Here is a 15,480-nt window from a genome sequence, read left to right as displayed (position 1 = left end):
CTATCATGGCGTAAAACGAGAGGATAGCCGTTTGTCGCCGCGTACGAGCAACTAAAACGCGACAAACCATTTTACGCAATGTAGAATCGATTTACGAATACAACAATAAGGTCCTTCACCTCCGAAGGATCAAGCCCGCCGAGAATGGGTCCATATGACATACCATGGGTTCAAGCTGATCATAGGTGACTTCCTCGCCCGCAGCGTGCGCGGTATCCCGTGCTCACCGCCGTTTCTGTTCCACATCCTACGCAATCTATAATTTTCGCAGCAGATGAGGACACGAACATGGCTGATATCTTCGACAATCCAATGGGCCTGATGGGCTTCGAGTTCATCGAACTGGCTTCGCCGACCCCTGGCGTACTTGAGCCTGTATTCCAGATACTGGGTTTCACCAAAGTGGCCACCCACCGCTCCAAGGATGTGCACCTGTATCGCCAGGGTGGCATCAACCTGATCCTGAACAATGAACCCAAAAGTATCGCTTCGTACTTCGCCGCTGAACACGGCCCGTCGGTATGTGGCATGGCTTTTCGCGTGCGCAATGCCCATGAGGCTTATGCCCGCGCCCTGGAACTGGGCGCCCAGCCGGTAGAAATCGAAACCGGCCCGATGGAATTGCGCCTGCCTGCGATCAAGGGTATCGGGGGGGCACCGCTCTACCTGATCGACCGCTTCGAGGAAGGCAGTTCGATCTACGACATCGATTTCAACTTCATCGAAGGTGTGGATCGCAACCCGGTGGGTGCTGGCCTGAAAATCATCGACCACCTCACCCATAACGTCTACCGCGGGCGCATGGCCTACTGGGCCGGGTTCTACGAGAAGCTGTTCAACTTCCGTGAAATCCGCTACTTCGACATCAAGGGCGAATACACCGGCCTCACCTCCAAGGCCATGACTGCGCCTGATGGCATGATCCGCATCCCGCTCAACGAAGAGTCGTCCAAGGGCGCGGGGCAGATCGAAGAGTTCCTGATGCAGTTCAACGGTGAAGGTATCCAGCACGTGGCCTTCCTGACTGATGACCTGCTCAAGACCTGGGATGCCCTGAAGGGGCTGGGCATGCGCTTCATGACCGCGCCACCGCAAACCTACTACGAAATGCTGGAAGAGCGCCTGCCTGGCCATGGTGAGCCGGTCGACCAACTGCAAGCGCGTGGCATCCTGCTCGATGGCGCCTCGCAGCCCGAAGACAAGCGCCTGCTGCTGCAGATTTTCTCGGAAACCCTGCTTGGCCCGGTCTTCTTCGAGTTCATCCAGCGCAAAGGTGACGATGGCTTCGGGGAGGGCAACTTCAAGGCGCTGTTCGAATCCATCGAACGTGACCAGGTACGCCGTGGCGTGCTGAGCACAGACTGATCGCCCCTGGAGTACCGTCGTCGTCATGTTCGTTCGGCGGCGGTACCCCGTCTGTTGGCACGTGCCCTGAACAGGGCCAGGTAGACGATCGAGCCGGTCACGATCCCCACCAGCATCAGCGAGGGGACGATCTGCAGCACCGACTGGCGGATTTCCTGAGCGGTGAAACCCTCTGGGTAGCCACCTTTGACCGTGTATCCATACTTGGCCGACATTGCGCTTGTAAAGAACTCGGACTGTGAAGGGCGCTCAAGGTCACGGCTGTCACCGTTGCTCCATATGTAGCGGTCGCCAAATTCGACCAGCAGTGTCAGCCCATCCAGAAAGCCATCCAGCTCGTTGCGAATCTGCATGGCATAGGCGGTGACGATTACGCTATTGCTTTTACCCTTCTGGTGAAAGTCGACCAGCAGCTTCTGACGCGTATCAGGAGGGCCGTAGGACAGTGCGACTCGCTGGCCGGACGACGCGAAGGATGAATAATGCTCCAGCGAACCTGAAGCCGTGCTGCAGTAGGGTTGATTGTCTTTGAGCAAGGTCAGCGACCTGACCATTGAGCGAATGGCAACCTGGTCCTGCAAGGCACTTTTGACGTTATCGCAAGATTCCCCTGCAAATGGCAGGGTGCGCAGGGCCGTCTCGTGCATTCTGTCCAGTGCATTGTCGACGCTGAAAACCGCCTCCTGAACGGAAATGCTGGCGTTTTCCGCAAGTTTCGCTTCCAGCTGGAAAGCCATCACCAGCAAACCGGAAACCACAGGCACCAGCGCCACTGCAATGAGCAGCAGCAGCTCCACCATGCTGCGCCCCGCGTGCATGATTTTCGACATAGGCTAATAGTTCTCCGCTCTGAAACTGTCCGTGGTGAACAGCTGAGCCCTGAGCCTATGTATTTGCTGACCGGGCTGCTCTAGTCCGGCTGCAGTTGAAGCGGTAGGAAATCGAGCGCCTTGATGTAGCTAACTGCCCTTGAGTTTTTTCAGCACTGCCTCGGCCAGCATGGCGGTAGAAGCGGGGTTCTGCCCGGTGATCAGCCTATCATCGTCGACCACGTACGGCTTCCACGGCTCATCATGTTTGCTGTAATTACCGCCGCGACCTACAAGCTCGATCTCCGTCAAGAAAGGCACTACGTCGTTCAATTCGACCAGTTTTTCCTCTATGTTGGAAAAGCCGGTCACCTTGCGGTCTTTGAGGAGCAGGCAGTTGTTACTCAGCTTGATGTTCAGCAGGCCGACAACGCCGTGACAGACTGCTGCGACAATGCCACCTTTTTCGTAGATTTTGCGTGCCAGTTCTTGCAGAGCCTGGTTTTCCGCGAAGTCATACATCACCCCATGGCCACCGGTGTAATAGATGACGCTGTATTCATCGGCTTTCACCTGCCCTGGGGCCAAGGTACTGCCCAGGCGCGTCATGAAGCGCTTGTCGTCGTACCACTGCCAGTCCAGGTCAGGGGCCATATGCAGGCTTTTCGGGTCGACGGGAACGTAACCGCCCTGTGGGCTGACATAGTCGACGGTGTAGCCGGCCTTTTCGACTTTCTCGACAAAGTGAACGGCTTCACCCAGCCACAACCCGGTCGCCCGTTTGAGGGTTGGATACTTCGCTGTATTGGTCAACACCACCAAAATTTTCTTGCTCATGACCCTGCTCCCATCGGCAACCTGAATGGGCCGGTGCTCCCTGGCCCGAGGGAAAACCTAAATAGCATAGCTGCCACCTGCAAGTGCGCCATGGTGTGCGGGACATGCTGTGCTAATTTGAACAAATCCACGGGCGAGCGTGCCAGGCTTGGCGGCGCTGTGGTCAACCCTGAGCATTGCTGGAGTCACGATATTGGTCGCTAACGGTAAGCCACGCGAGCCCGCGTCGCAGGTCATCCTGCAGTCGCCTGTTTTGCCATCGATCGAGCCGATGGGGGAGCGGATAGCCCAGTTCGACTGGTGGCGTACCTCGCTTGGGCCATTGTCGCGCTGGCCTGCTTCGTTGCGCATAGCCGTGGACATGATGCATTTGTCACCTTTCCCATGTGCGGTGGTCTGGGGGGCGGACCTGTGTGTGGTGCATAACGATGGCTACCGGGCGTTGCGGGCATTACCGGATGCGCTGGGCATGGCGTTCGATACCCTGTGGAGTGATATCTGGCCTGCAGTGGGCCCCTGGGTGTTCAAGGCACTGGAAGGCCACTCGAATTTTGTCGAGGACCCACCCCTGCGTATCGTCCGCAGTGAAGGCGCCGAACCACTATGGTGCGCATTCGGTTATGCCCCCCTGCACGATGAACTCGGTAACGTGGCGGGGTTTCTGCATACGGTGATCGAGACCACGGCCAGCGTCGAGGCCCACCGCCATTGGCGTGAGCAGGTGCAGAGCTTTGAACGCCAGGTTGAGCAGCATGTGGCCGAGCGAGAGCAGTTCTGGTTGCTGTCGCGCGAAGCGATGATGATGCTCACCCCTGAATTGAAATTGCATGCTGCCAACCCTGCCTGGTACCGCATTCTGGGCTGGACACAAGAGCAGGTGCAGGCAATGTCGGTGATGGAGCTGGTGCACCCGACAGAGCGTACCGAAGTACGATTGGCAGTGTCCGGGCTGTTCCAATGCAGCCACGCGGAGCAGCTGGAGATCCGCCTGCGACACCGCGATGGTCACTACCACTGGTTTCGCTGGAGTGCGCGGTTTGACGGCAACCTGCTGACGGCGGTTGGCCGGGACATCACCGCAGACCGTGAAGAGGCTGCGCGTCAGGCAGAGGCGCTGATGCACAACAGTGAGCGTATGGAGGTGGTTGGCCAGTTGGCGGGCGGCATGGGCCATGAAATGAACAACTTGCTGTCCGGTATCGGTGGCAGCCTCGAACTGCTGCAGCGACGCCTGCAGGAGGGGCGGCTGGAGCGTGTGGAAGCCTACGTGGACGTTGCGCGCGACGCGGTGCAGCGTGCCATGGACCTGACCCATCGGTTGATCGCATTTTCCCGCCATCAGCCATTGGCCCCTCGGCCACTGGACTTCAGTCGGCAGTTACGCCTGAGCGAACCCCTGTTGCTGCGGGCGCTGGGGGCAGAGATGCGTTTGCACTGGCAACTGGACGTTGCACCTTGGGCAGTGAGCCTGGACGTACCCCAGCTAGAGAATGCCTTGATCCACTTGTGTGCCAATGCGCGTGAAGCATGCCTGGAACAGGGCAATGTCACCCTCAGCAGCGTCAACGAACGGCTGACCGCCTTTTTCCCGGATGAAGGGGGCTTGCCGCCAGGCGACTATGTGGCCTTGCATGTCGAGGACGATGGCCATGGCATGGCAGCGGCGGATATCGCCAGGGCTTTCGAACCGTTTTACACAACCAAACCTCTCGGGCGTGGTGCCGGGCTTGGCCTGTCGATGGTGTATGGCTTCGTCCGTCAGTCGGGCGGGTATGCCTGGATCGAGTCGGCGCCGGAGCAGGGCACCAGGGTTTCCATGCTTTTCCCCAGGTGCCATGAGCCGGTTCCGGATGAGCCCGCGCCGGTACCGCTTTCGCAGCGCATGGCACGGGGCGAGCGCCTGCTGCTGGTGGATGACGAGCTTGATCTGCGCGCGGTCATGCGTGAATACCTGACTGAGCGTGGTTTTGACGTCACGGATGTGGGCGATGCCAATAGCGCACTGGAGCGCTTTCGCCATGGCGGCCCTTTCGATCTGGTCATCACCGATATCGGCTTGCCGGGTGGGTTCAGTGGCCGGCAAGTGGCCAAGGCCATGCGCATGCAGCTTGCACAGCAGAAAATTCTGTTTATCACCGGATATGCGGATCAGTCCATTGAACCGCAATTGCTCGATCAGCCGGGCACGGCATTGTTGAACAAGCCGTTTTCGCTGGCGCTGCTTGCCGATGAGGCGCTACGCATGCTTGACGTGTAAGGCGCTTCAAGGCTTGCCTAGAATCTGTGCCACTCGCGTCTGTAACTGCTGCAACTCGAACGGCTTGCAGATCAGCTGCATGCCTGCGCCCAGGAAGCCTTCGCGGGCCATGGCCGTTTCCGCGTAGCCAGTGATGAACAGCACCGGTAATTGTGGCCGCAGGCTGCGGGCAATTTCTGCCAGTTGCCGGCCGTTCATGCCGGGCAAGCCCACATCGGTGATGAGCAAATCCACCGGTTGTGCCGAGCGCAGCACCTTCAGTCCCTCGTTGGCGTCGGCTGCGCTTTGGCAGGGGAAGCCGTTTTCGCCCAGTGCCTGGCAAAGCAGTTGGCGCACATGGGGATCGTCCTCGACAATCAGCACGTGTCGGCTGCAGCCGTCTTGCCTGGCCGGCACAGGCTTGCTGGATGGCAGGGCCTGGTCGACATGGCGTGGCAAATACAGCTCCACCTGGGTTCCCTGGCCAATCTCGCTGCTGAGGGTGATATGCCCATGGGACTGCTTGCTGAAGCCGTACACCATCGACAACCCCAGGCCAATGCCCTGGCCGGTCGCCTTGGTGCTGAAGAAGGGTTCGAAGGCGTGCTCCAGCGTGCTTTGCGCCATGCCTTGGCCGCTGTCGGTGATTCGCAGGCGCACATAGTCGCCAGTGCGCAAAGCGCCGTCCGCAGCTTGCTCGGTGGCGATGTGATGATTGTTCGCCTCGATGCGTAGCAGGCCACCGTTGGGCATGGCCTCGCTGGCATTGAGCAGCAGGTTGTCGAGGGCCTCTTGCAACTGCTGGTCATCCGCCTCCACGGGCCACAGGTCTTTGGCCGCGTGCACTTGCAGGGTTATTGACGGGCTCAGGCAAGCTTCCAGGCGTTCTGTCTTGAGCAAGGTAGGCAGGTCTATACGTTGGCTGTGCAGCGATTGGCGGGAAGAGAAGGCAAGCAGGCGGTGGGTCAGGCGGGCGGCGCGTGAAACGGCCTCGCGGCCCATGCACAGAACGCCATCCAGTCCCTCGCCGCGGCCTTGGCGCAGCCGCCGCTGGATGAGTTCGAAGCTGCCGCTGATGCTGGTGAGCAGGTTGTTGAAGTCATGAGCGACGCCGCCGGCCAGTTGGCCGATGGCCTCCATCTTGCGTGCCTGGCAGCGGGCGAATTCACCGCGGTCCTGCTCTTCTTCCGGCGTTGGAGGCCGGCTGTCCAGGCGCTGCTGCATACCATAGAGTTCATCACGCGTAACGTACTGTCGCCGGCGGTTGCGCAGTGCGGACCGGGTCATGTGCAGTAACTGGGCATTCTCGTAGGGCGCGCCCAGCCATAGCAGATTGCCCACCGGATGATGACTCACGCCAGCGGCCGACCAGGCGCTCTGGGTCAGCAGCACAATGGGCAAATCCGACCAGCTCGGTTGCTGGTCGATGAATGCCTGCAGCAAGGCGCTTGGGCCTTGGCTGAACACTTGCTCGGCAATAATCGCCAAGCCTGCGCCTTCGGCCAGACGCGCCTGCAGGTTGGCCAGGTCGACCGCGCAGAGGCTGTTGATGCCGGCGGAAGTCAACAGACGTGAGGTATCCGCCGCCAGTTGTGGCGGTGCGAGGATCAAGGCACGTTCATCCAGCGCCAACGAACTGGCCAAAACGACTCTCCTTTAGGGTGGCCTGATACCCACTGGACCCTGGCGCAGGCTCAGGGTTCAACTGAATCCAGGCACTGCCTACAGGCCCTGTTGCAGCGCAGGGTCGTCCGGGTTCTGGCGCTCCAGCTCGGCTAGCGAAACTTGTACGTTCTGCAGTTGGCCGGACTCTTTCCAGTACTGGATCAGCAGCACCCGTACCCGGCGATTGGCTGGCTGGCGATTGAGCACGGTTTCCAGTTGCTTCTGGGCGGCGTCGGGCTGGTCCAGTTCATGCAGAGTGACCGCCAGGGTATAGCGGTAATCGGCGTTGTCCGGGTCCAGTTCCACGGCGCGGGACAGGGCCAGCAAGGCATACTCGTGCTGTTCGTGGCGCTTCAGCCAAAGCCCTAGCTCATACTGCAGAAAGGCCGAGTCGGGGCTCAGCGCCAGGGCTTTGCCCAGCACCTGGCGGGAGGCGTCGTGGTGGCCCTGGCGCTCGAGCAGGCGTACCTGAGTTGCCAGGGCATCGAGGTTGCCGGGGGCAACCGCGAGCGCACGTTGCAAGGCCGCAGCGGCCTGCGTGTAGTCGTTTTCATGCAGGTACAGGCGCGCCAGGTGCACTTGGGCGTCGGCATCTTCAGGCTGTTGCTCCAGGGCTTGCTGGTATTGCTCCAGGGCTGACTGCAGGGGGCCGAAATAGAGGCCGATGGCGTCGGGATCGAGGCCCAGCAGGGCATCCACGGCGGCAAAACGCACGCTTTGCTCACTGTCGTCCAGCAGCGGGCCGAGTACCAGGCTGCGCTGCGCTGGCGGTAGCAGGCGGCGGATACTGGCAATGGCCGCTCGACGCACCAGCGGCTCGGCATTTTCCAGGTCCTGGCGGGCCAGTTTCAATGCCTGCGGCGAGGGGTAGTTGGGCAACTCATCGTAGAGCGCCGCACGGCGGATCGCAGGCAGGTCGTTACGTTGCAATTGCTGGTACAGCACCCGTGCGGCACCGGGCTGGCCATCGTGGGCCTGGCGCAGCGCCTTGGCGTAGCTGTGTGCTGGCAAGGTCGGCGGGGTTGGCGGGGCGTCGCGCCACAGGTAGCCGAACAGGGCCGATACCAGAATCGACAACAGCAGGGCGATCAGGTAGCGGTTGCGTCTGGGCATCGGACGATCCGTGGCGGCGGGAAGGGCAGAGCTTGGGCCAGCCGGGGGGTAAATGCAACCGAACCGGGCACGCCGCTCGCCAGGCGCCAGGCCTGAGGTGGCATTCCATGCACTGCGTATTGGGGTGAATACGATGGCAAACATAAAAAAGCCCCGCGGGCCAAGGCCTGCGGGGCAAACGGTTGGGGGAGGAGCCAACCAAAGGAGTCGTTGAGCAGTGGAATCAGTGTGCGCTGGCCACTGTCTCCGGTTGCCAGCCGCCACCCAGGGCCTTGTAGATCGAGACGATGCCGCGATAAAGGTCGACTTCACCCTGAGCTTGTGCATCTTCAGCACTTAGCCGCTCACGTTCGGCATCGAGCAGTACCAGGTAGTCCACGGTACCCTCGCGATAGCGAATCGAGGCCAGTTCTGCAGCCTTGCGGCTGGCGTCGCTCTGGCGCATCAGCGACAGCAGACGCTGCTGGGTCTTGTCGTAATCGCTGAAGGCGTTGGCCGACTCTTCCAGCGCCAGCAGCACCTGCTGTTCGTAGTTGGCCAGAGCCCCTTCGGCATCGGCCTTGGCGCCGCGCAGGCGGGCCCGCACGCTGCCCAGGTCGAAGGCCGCCCAGGTAATGCTCGGGCCCAGTGCCCAGGCGTTGGCCGCCGAAGAGCCGATCTGCGAGCCGCGGGCGGCGGTAAAGCCGAGGAAGCCACTAAGGCTGACGCGCGGGAACAGGTCGGCGGTGGCCACGCCAACGTTGGCGGTGGCGGCCGCCAGTTGGCGCTCGGCGCTGCGGATGTCCGGGCGGCGGCGCAACAGCTCACCCGGGTCACCGACCGGCAGCGCCTTGGCGATGGCCGGCAGGGCCTTGGGCGACAGGTCTACGCTGAGCGCGTCAGGGCGCTGGCCGAGCAGGGTGGCGATGCGATGCCGCGCCCGTGCCTGTTCGGCTTGCAGTTGCGGCACGGTGGCTTCGACCCCGGCCAGGCGGGCATCGGCACGCACCACGTCGAGGTCGTTGCCCACGCCGGCATCGCGCAGGGTTTCGGTGATGGTGCGCGATTCCTGCTGGGTCTTGAGGTTGGCCAGGGCAATTTTCTCGCGCAATTGCGCGCCACGCAGCTGCCCATAAGCATCCACCAGCTCGGCGATCAGGCTGACCTGCAGCTGTTGCAGGTCGGCGGCGGCTACCGCTTCCTGGGCTTCGCTGGCTTCGATCTGGCGCTGGATGCGCCCGAACAGGTCAAGCTCCCAGGCCATGTCCAGGCCCAGGTCGTAGCGCTCGCTGTTCACCCGCTCGGTGGTCTGGCCGGGGATCTGGCCTTTGCCGAGATCGCTGCTGGCACGGCTGGTGACCACCGGGAACGGGTCGTTTTCGGCGTCTTCGCGGATCGAGCGAGCCGACTTCAGGCGGGCGAAAGCCACGCGCAAGTCACGGTTGCCGTCCAGCGAAGCCTGCACCAGCTGGTTCAGCACCGGGTCGTCGAACTGCTTCCACCACAGGCTCTCGAAGCGGCTACGGTCGTAGGCCTTGGCCTGCACATCGCTGCCCAGTTGTGCAGGTTCGGTGGCGGGCGCCTGATAGTCCGGGCCTACCGCACAGGCCGCCAGGGCCAGTGCCAGCAAGCTTGGGGTCAAGGGTTTGAGCAGGTTCATGCATGGTTCTCCAGCACTTGAGCGTGTTCAGCCTTGCGGGCCTGGCGACGCTCGACGAAACGGCGGATCAGGAAGAAGAACACCGGGGTCAGGAACAGGCCGAATACGGTCACGCCGATCATCCCCGAGAACACCGCCACCCCCATGGCATGGCGCATTTCCGAACCTGCTCCGGAGCTGAACACCAGGGGCACCACACCCATGATGAAGGCGATCGAGGTCATCAGGATCGGCCGCAGACGCAGGCGGCAGGCTTCCAGCACCGCAGCCAGCGGGTCGAGGCCCTTGGCCTGTTCGTCCTTGGCGAACTCAACGATCAGGATCGCGTTCTTGCACGCCAGGCCCACCAGTACGATCAGGCCGATCTGGGTGAAGATGTTGTTGTCGCCACCCGAGACGATCACACCGGTGATGGCCGACAGCAGGGTCATCGGCACGATCAGGATTACCGCCAGCGGCAGGCTCCAGCTTTCGTACTGGGCGGCCAGCACCAGGAACGCCAGCAGTACGCACAGCGGGAACACCAGCAATGCGGTATTGCCCGAGAGGATCTGCTGGTAGGTCAGGTCGGTCCACTCGAAGGTCATGCCGTTTGGCAGTTCCTCTTTCAGCAGCTTCTCGATCGCAGCTTCCGCCTGACCAGAGCTGTAGCCCGGGGCGGCAGCGCCGTTGATCTCGGCAGTGATGAAGCCGTTGTAGTGCATGACCCGGTCCGGCCCGGAGGTGTCGCTGACCTTGAGGAAGGTCGCCAGCGGGATCATCTCACCAAGGTTGTTGCGCACTTTCAGTTGGCCGATCTGCTCGGCATCAAGGCGGAACTGCTGCTCGGCCTGGACGTTGACCTGGTAAGTGCGGCCAAAGCGGTTGAAGTCGTTGGTGTACAGCGAGCCCAGGTAAACCTGCAGGGTGTCGAAGATGTCGGTAATCGCCACACCGTGGGTCTTGGCCTTTTCCCGGTCGATGGCGGCATCGACTTGTGGCACGTTGACCTGGTAGCTGGTGAACAGGCCTGCCAGCTCTGGGACGTTGTGGCTTTTGGCGATGATGTTCTGGGTTTCCTTGTACAGCGCTTCGTAACCCAGGTTGCCACGGTCTTCGATTTGCAGACGGAAGCCGCCAATCGTGCCCAGGCCCTGTACCGGCGGCGGTGGGAAGATGGCGATGTAAGCGTCCTGGATGTCGGCGAACTGGGCATTCAGCGCGGCTGCGATGGCTGCCGCCGACTGGCTCGGGTCCTTGCGCTCATCGAATGGCTTGAGCGGGGTGAACACGATGCCGCTGTTAGGGCTGTTGGTGAAACCGTTGATCGACAGGCCCGGGAAGGCTACCGAGTCGGCCACGCCAGGCTGCTTGAGGGCGATTTCGCTCATGCGCTTGATCACCGCTTCGGTACGGTCGAGGCTGGCCGCGTCCGGCAGTTGGGCGAAGGCCACCAGGTACTGCTTGTCCTGGGCCGGCACGAAACCGGTCGGCGTGGACGAGAAGCCGAGGTAGGTCAGGCCCATCAGGCCGGCATACACGAACAGGGCGATGCCGCTGGAGCGGATGACCCGGCGCACGCCACCGACGTAGCTGTGGCTGGCCCGGTCGAAGAACCGGTTGAAAGGGGAGAACAGCCAGCTGCCCAGCAGCTTGTCGAGGAACCGCGAGAAACGGTCCTTGGGTGCGTGATGGTCCTTGAGCAGCACCGCGGCCAAGGCTGGCGACAGGGTCAGCGAGTTGAACGCCGAAATGACGGTCGAGATGGCGATGGTCAAGGCGAACTGCTTGTAGAACTGCCCGGTCAGGCCGGAAATGAACGCTGCAGGTACGAACACCGCGCACAGCACCAGGGCGGTGGCGATGATCGGCCCGGTCACTTCGCTCATGGCTTTTTGCGTGGCTTCCAGCGGCTTCAGGCCCAGCCCGATGTTACGTTCGACGTTCTCCACCACGACGATGGCATCGTCCACCACGATACCGATGGCGAGCACCAGCCCGAATAACGACAGCGCGTTGAGTGAAAAACCGAACAGGTGCATGACCGCGAAGGTACCGATCAGCGAGACCGGCACCGCCAGCAGCGGGATGATCGAGGCGCGCCAGGTCTGCAGGAACAGGATCACCACCAGCACCACCAGCACCAGGGCTTCGAACAGGGTGTGCACCACTGCTTCGATGGAGCCGCGCACGAAGATGGTCGGGTCATAGACGATGCTGTAGTCCATCCCCTCCGGGAAGTCCTTTTTCAGCTCGGCCATTTTCGCCCGCACTTCGTCGGAGATCTCGATGGCGTTGGAGCCTGGGCGCTGGAAAATCGGGATGGCCACCGCCGGCTGGTTGTTCAGCAGCGAGCGCAGGGCGTACTGGCTGGAGCCGAGTTCAACCCGGGCGATGTCTTTCAGGCGGGTGATCTCGCCATCGGCACCGGCGCGGATGATGATGTTCTCGAATTCTTCCTCGTTGACCAGACGGCCTTGGGTATTGATCGACAGTTGGAAGCTGGTCGAGCCTGGGGCAGGCGGCGCGCCCAGCTGGCCGGCGGCCACCTGGCGGTTCTGCTCGCGGATTGCCGCGACCACATCACTGGCCGTCAGGTTGCGCGAAGCGGTCTTGTTCGGGTCCAGCCAGACGCGCAGCGAGTAGTCGCCCATGCCAAACAGCTGCACATCGCCTACGCCGCCCAGACGCGCCAGCTCGTCCTTGATGTTGAGGATGGCGTAGTTGGACAGATAGAGCATGTCGTAGCGGTTGTCCGGCGAGGTCAGGTGCACGACCATGGTCAGGTCAGGCGAGGCCTTGTCGACGGTGATACCGATACGGGTCACTTCCTCGGGCAGCTTGGGCTGGGTGCGGGTGACGCGGTTCTGCACCTGCACCTGGGCGTTGTCCAGGTCGGTACCCAGGGCGAAGGTGATGGTCAGCGTCAGCTTGCCGTCCGCAGTGGACTGGGAGGACATGTACAGCATGTTCTCCACACCGGTAATGGCCTGCTCCAGCGGCGCGGCAACGGTTTCGCCGATGACCTTGGGGTTGGCGCCGGGGAAGTTGGCGCGCACCACCACGGTGGGCGGCACCACTTCGGGGTATTCGCTGATCGGCAGCTGGAACAGCGAGATAGAACCCGCGATCAGCAGCACCAGCGACAGCACCGCGGCGAAGATCGGCCGGGTAATGAAGAATTTCGAGAAGTTCATCGGTAGGGTCCCTTAACCGCGTGGCGCCTGGGCGCTGGCGACTTTCACGTTGTTGCCCGCCACCTTCGGCGCCGGGTTGCTGGCCTCCAGGGCCTGGCGCTGCTGGGCGAGGGCGGCGAGGGTTTGTTCGCTGGCCATCTGTGTTTCTTCCGGGGTTACCGGCGAACCAGGGCGCACGCGCTGCAGGCCCTTGACCACGATGCGGTCGTCCTTGCCCAGGCCGCTGCGCACGATGCGCAAGCCTTCCAGCTTTGGCCCCAGTTCCACGGCGCGGTAGGTGGCTTTGTTGTCCTTGTCCATGACCAGCACAAACTTCTTGCCAAGGTCGGTGCCCACGGCTTCGTCGTTGATCAGCATGGCGTCGTACTGGGCGCTGCCGACCAGCTTCAGGCGCGCATACAGGCCCGGGGTGAACTGGCCGTTGCTGTTGTCGAATACCGCGCGGCCGCGGATGGTGCCGGTGCGCGGGTTGACCTGGTTGTCGACGAAGTTCATCTGGCCCAGGTGCGGGTTGCCGCTTTCGTTGGTCAGGCCCAGGTATACCGGGGTGCTCTGGCTACGCTGGCCTTCACGGGCCAGCTGGGTGTACTTGAGGTACACGCGCTCGTCGGCGTCGAAGTAGGCGTAGACCTTGTCGGTGGACACCACACTGGTCAGCGGGGTGACATCGGCGGTGACGATGTTGCCGGCGGTGAACTCGGCGCGGCTGACACGGCCACTGATGGGCGCGGTGACGCGGGTGAAGCTGAGGTTCAGGCGTGCCAGGTCGAGCTGGGCCTGGATCGCATCGACGCCGGCACGGGCTTCGGCGGCGGCACTGCTGCGCGATTCGGCCAGTTCGGCGGAGATGGCGTTGCTGTCACGCAGGCGCTCGCCACGGCGGGCTTCGTTGGCGCTGCGGATGGCGGTGGCCTTGGCCTGTTGCAGCTGGGCTTCAAGGCGGCGGACTTCAGCCTGGAACGGGCGCGGGTCGATCTGGAACAGCAGGTCGCCTTTCTTGACCTGGGCGCCTTCGGTGAAGGCGACCTGGTCGATCTGGCCGGAGACCCGCGGGCGCACTTCGACGGTTTCCGGGGCTTCGAGGCGGCCGGTGAACTCGTCCCATTCGGTGATCGGTTGTTCGATCACCTTGGCCACACTTACCTTCGGCGCGGCGGGAGCCTGCACGGCGTCGGGGGTTCGACCGCAAGCGCTGATCACCACCACTGCCAGGGCAGCGAGGGGGAAGCGCAAGGGTTTGAGTGATTGTTCCATGGAGAACTCCGCCAATGTATTAGTAGTGGGCGGAGTGTGAGTGTGTTGCGCGCGAGGCACGAATCGAACGGGACGAAGGTTAATATCACGCTGAATGATAAGTGGGGATCAACTATCGATGGCTGCCAGGGTTGGGCGCAGGGCACCGCCTGTGCGGGCACTACGTTACGCGAAAGCCTGGGCCTGGCCATTCAGTGAATACTTGAGGCCAGCTCGAAGATTGGCATGTACATGAGGATCACGATCAGGCCGATCAGCAGGCCGATGAAGGTCATCAACAGCGGCTCGAACAGTTTGACGAACCATTCCACCCAGCGGCCGATTTCCTGATCATGGAAGTCGGCGCAGCGCTCCAGCATCTCGCCCAGGTTGCCAGACTGCTCGCCAGCGCGCAGCAGGCGCAGTGACACCGGTGTCACCAGGTGCCCGGCCGCGAGTGCATCGGAGAGGGGCAGCCCTTCGCCCACCCGCTGGCTGGCCTGCTCCAGGCCCTGCGCTGCTGCGTTGCCGAGCAGGCCGCGGGCCATGCCCATGGCGGTGAGGATGGGGATGCCGCCTTGCAGCAGGATGCCCAGCGAGCGATAGAAACGCGCCAGCTCGTACATCATCAGGCGCTGGTGCAGCGCGGGCAGGCGCCGCAGTTGGCAGGAGGCCCAGTACCGTACACGCGGGTGCCGGCGCAGCAGCCAAAGCGCCGCGACCCCACCGACGGTGCCCAGCGCCAGTGGCGCTTGCTGGGCATGCAGAAACAGGCCGACCTGCATCAGCACCCGTGACAGCCAGGGGAGCTCGGTGCCCATGCCCTCGAACACCTGGCTGAACCGCGGCACCACATAGCCGAGCAGGAACAGCACCACACCGCCTCCCACCAGCAACAGCAGTAATGGGTAGACCGAGGCACCCACCAGCTTCTGCCGGACCAGGTCCAGGCGCTGGCGATAGCTGATGTAGCGGGTGAGGGCGTCGCCCAGAGCACCGGTGCGTTCGCTAGACTGCACCAGCGCCACATACAGCGGCGGGAATACCCGCGGTTGCTGGCCCAGCGCCTGGGACAGCGAGCGGCCCTCGTACAGCTGGCGCACCAGCTCGGCGAGCACATTGCGCGCTGTCGCTGCGGGGCTCTTCTCCGCCAGGCTTTCCAGTGCGTCAATCAGCGGCAGGCCGGCATTGAGCAAGGTTGACAGTTCCTGGCTGAACAGCACCAGGTCGAACGCCGCTTCACGGCGCCAGGCCATGCCGCGCAGGGTGCCGCCGCTGCTGCGCAGGCTGAGCACACGCAGGCCTTGGTCTTCGGCCTGGCGGCGGGCCTGGTCGGCGTCCTCGGCGTCGATCTGCAACTGCACCACACCCTGCCTACCCAGGGCCTTGAGGCTATAGCGCATGGCC

10 protein-coding genes are annotated in these 15,480 nt (G+C 62.5%); 2 read left to right on the top strand and 8 right to left on the bottom strand.

Features of this window, described 5'->3' with window-relative positions; translation table 11 throughout:
• Positions 1–288 precede the first annotated feature (288 nt).
• Positions 289–1,365: a 4-hydroxyphenylpyruvate dioxygenase gene (gene hppD, locus AA098_RS15480; RefSeq protein WP_003253865.1), complete on the top strand. Its 1,077-nt coding sequence runs from the start codon at positions 289–291 to the stop codon at positions 1,363–1,365.
• A gap of 23 nt (positions 1,366–1,388) precedes the next feature.
• Here hppD and AA098_RS15475 read toward each other — a convergent pair whose 3' ends face one another.
• Positions 1,389–2,195, bottom strand: coding sequence for a CSS-motif domain-containing protein (locus AA098_RS15475; protein WP_003253863.1), 807 nt, complete (start codon positions 2,193–2,195; stop codon positions 1,389–1,391).
• Between the two features lie 129 nt (positions 2,196–2,324).
• Complete coding sequence (locus tag AA098_RS15470; RefSeq protein WP_003253860.1) at positions 2,325–3,011, bottom strand: type 1 glutamine amidotransferase domain-containing protein; 687 nt, start codon at positions 3,009–3,011, stop codon at positions 2,325–2,327.
• Positions 3,012–3,204: 193 nt separating this feature from the next.
• On the opposite strand from AA098_RS15470, the gene AA098_RS15465 reads away from it, so the two are divergent.
• Positions 3,205–5,268 carry a PAS domain-containing sensor histidine kinase gene (locus AA098_RS15465; protein WP_064614684.1) on the top strand — a complete coding sequence of 688 codons (2,064 nt, stop codon included), beginning with the start codon at positions 3,205–3,207 and terminating at the stop codon, positions 5,266–5,268.
• A gap of 6 nt (positions 5,269–5,274) precedes the next feature.
• Here AA098_RS15465 and AA098_RS15460 read toward each other — a convergent pair whose 3' ends face one another.
• The 6 genes from AA098_RS15460 to AA098_RS15435 form a co-directional block, all read right to left on the bottom strand.
• Positions 5,275–6,891 carry a response regulator gene (locus tag AA098_RS15460; protein WP_064614682.1) on the bottom strand — a complete coding sequence of 539 codons (1,617 nt, stop codon included), beginning with the start codon at positions 6,889–6,891 and terminating at the stop codon, positions 5,275–5,277.
• Positions 6,892–6,969: 78 nt separating this feature from the next.
• Complete coding sequence (locus tag AA098_RS15455; RefSeq protein WP_004576565.1) at positions 6,970–8,025, bottom strand: HEAT repeat domain-containing protein; 1,056 nt, start codon at positions 8,023–8,025, stop codon at positions 6,970–6,972.
• A gap of 223 nt (positions 8,026–8,248) precedes the next feature.
• A complete protein-coding gene (locus AA098_RS15450; protein ID WP_003253851.1) occupies positions 8,249–9,664 on the bottom strand; it encodes an efflux transporter outer membrane subunit in 1,416 nt (471 codons plus the stop codon).
• Entirely contained in the window at positions 9,661–12,840 is a 3,180-nt protein-coding gene (locus tag AA098_RS15445; protein WP_003253849.1) for an efflux RND transporter permease subunit, read from the bottom strand. Before AA098_RS15445 ends, AA098_RS15450 begins: the two co-directional genes overlap by 4 nt.
• Positions 12,841–12,852: 12 nt before the next feature.
• Positions 12,853–14,094: a multidrug efflux RND transporter periplasmic adaptor subunit MexE gene (gene mexE / locus AA098_RS15440; protein ID WP_003253847.1), complete on the bottom strand. Its 1,242-nt coding sequence runs from the start codon at positions 14,092–14,094 to the stop codon at positions 12,853–12,855.
• 191 nt (positions 14,095–14,285) lie between these two features.
• The gene (locus AA098_RS15435) at positions 14,286–15,476 is read right to left on the bottom strand and encodes a type II secretion system F family protein (RefSeq protein ID WP_064614680.1); all 1,191 of its coding nucleotides are present in this window, start codon (positions 15,474–15,476) and stop codon (positions 14,286–14,288) included.
• Positions 15,477–15,480 lie beyond the last annotated feature (4 nt).

The organism is Pseudomonas sp. JY-Q, from assembly GCF_001655295.1.
Taxonomy (GTDB): Bacteria; Pseudomonadota; Gammaproteobacteria; order Pseudomonadales; family Pseudomonadaceae; genus Aquipseudomonas; species Aquipseudomonas alloputida.
Note: the sequence above shows the minus strand (reverse complement) of the source record. Positions and strands in the feature narration are given on the sequence as shown.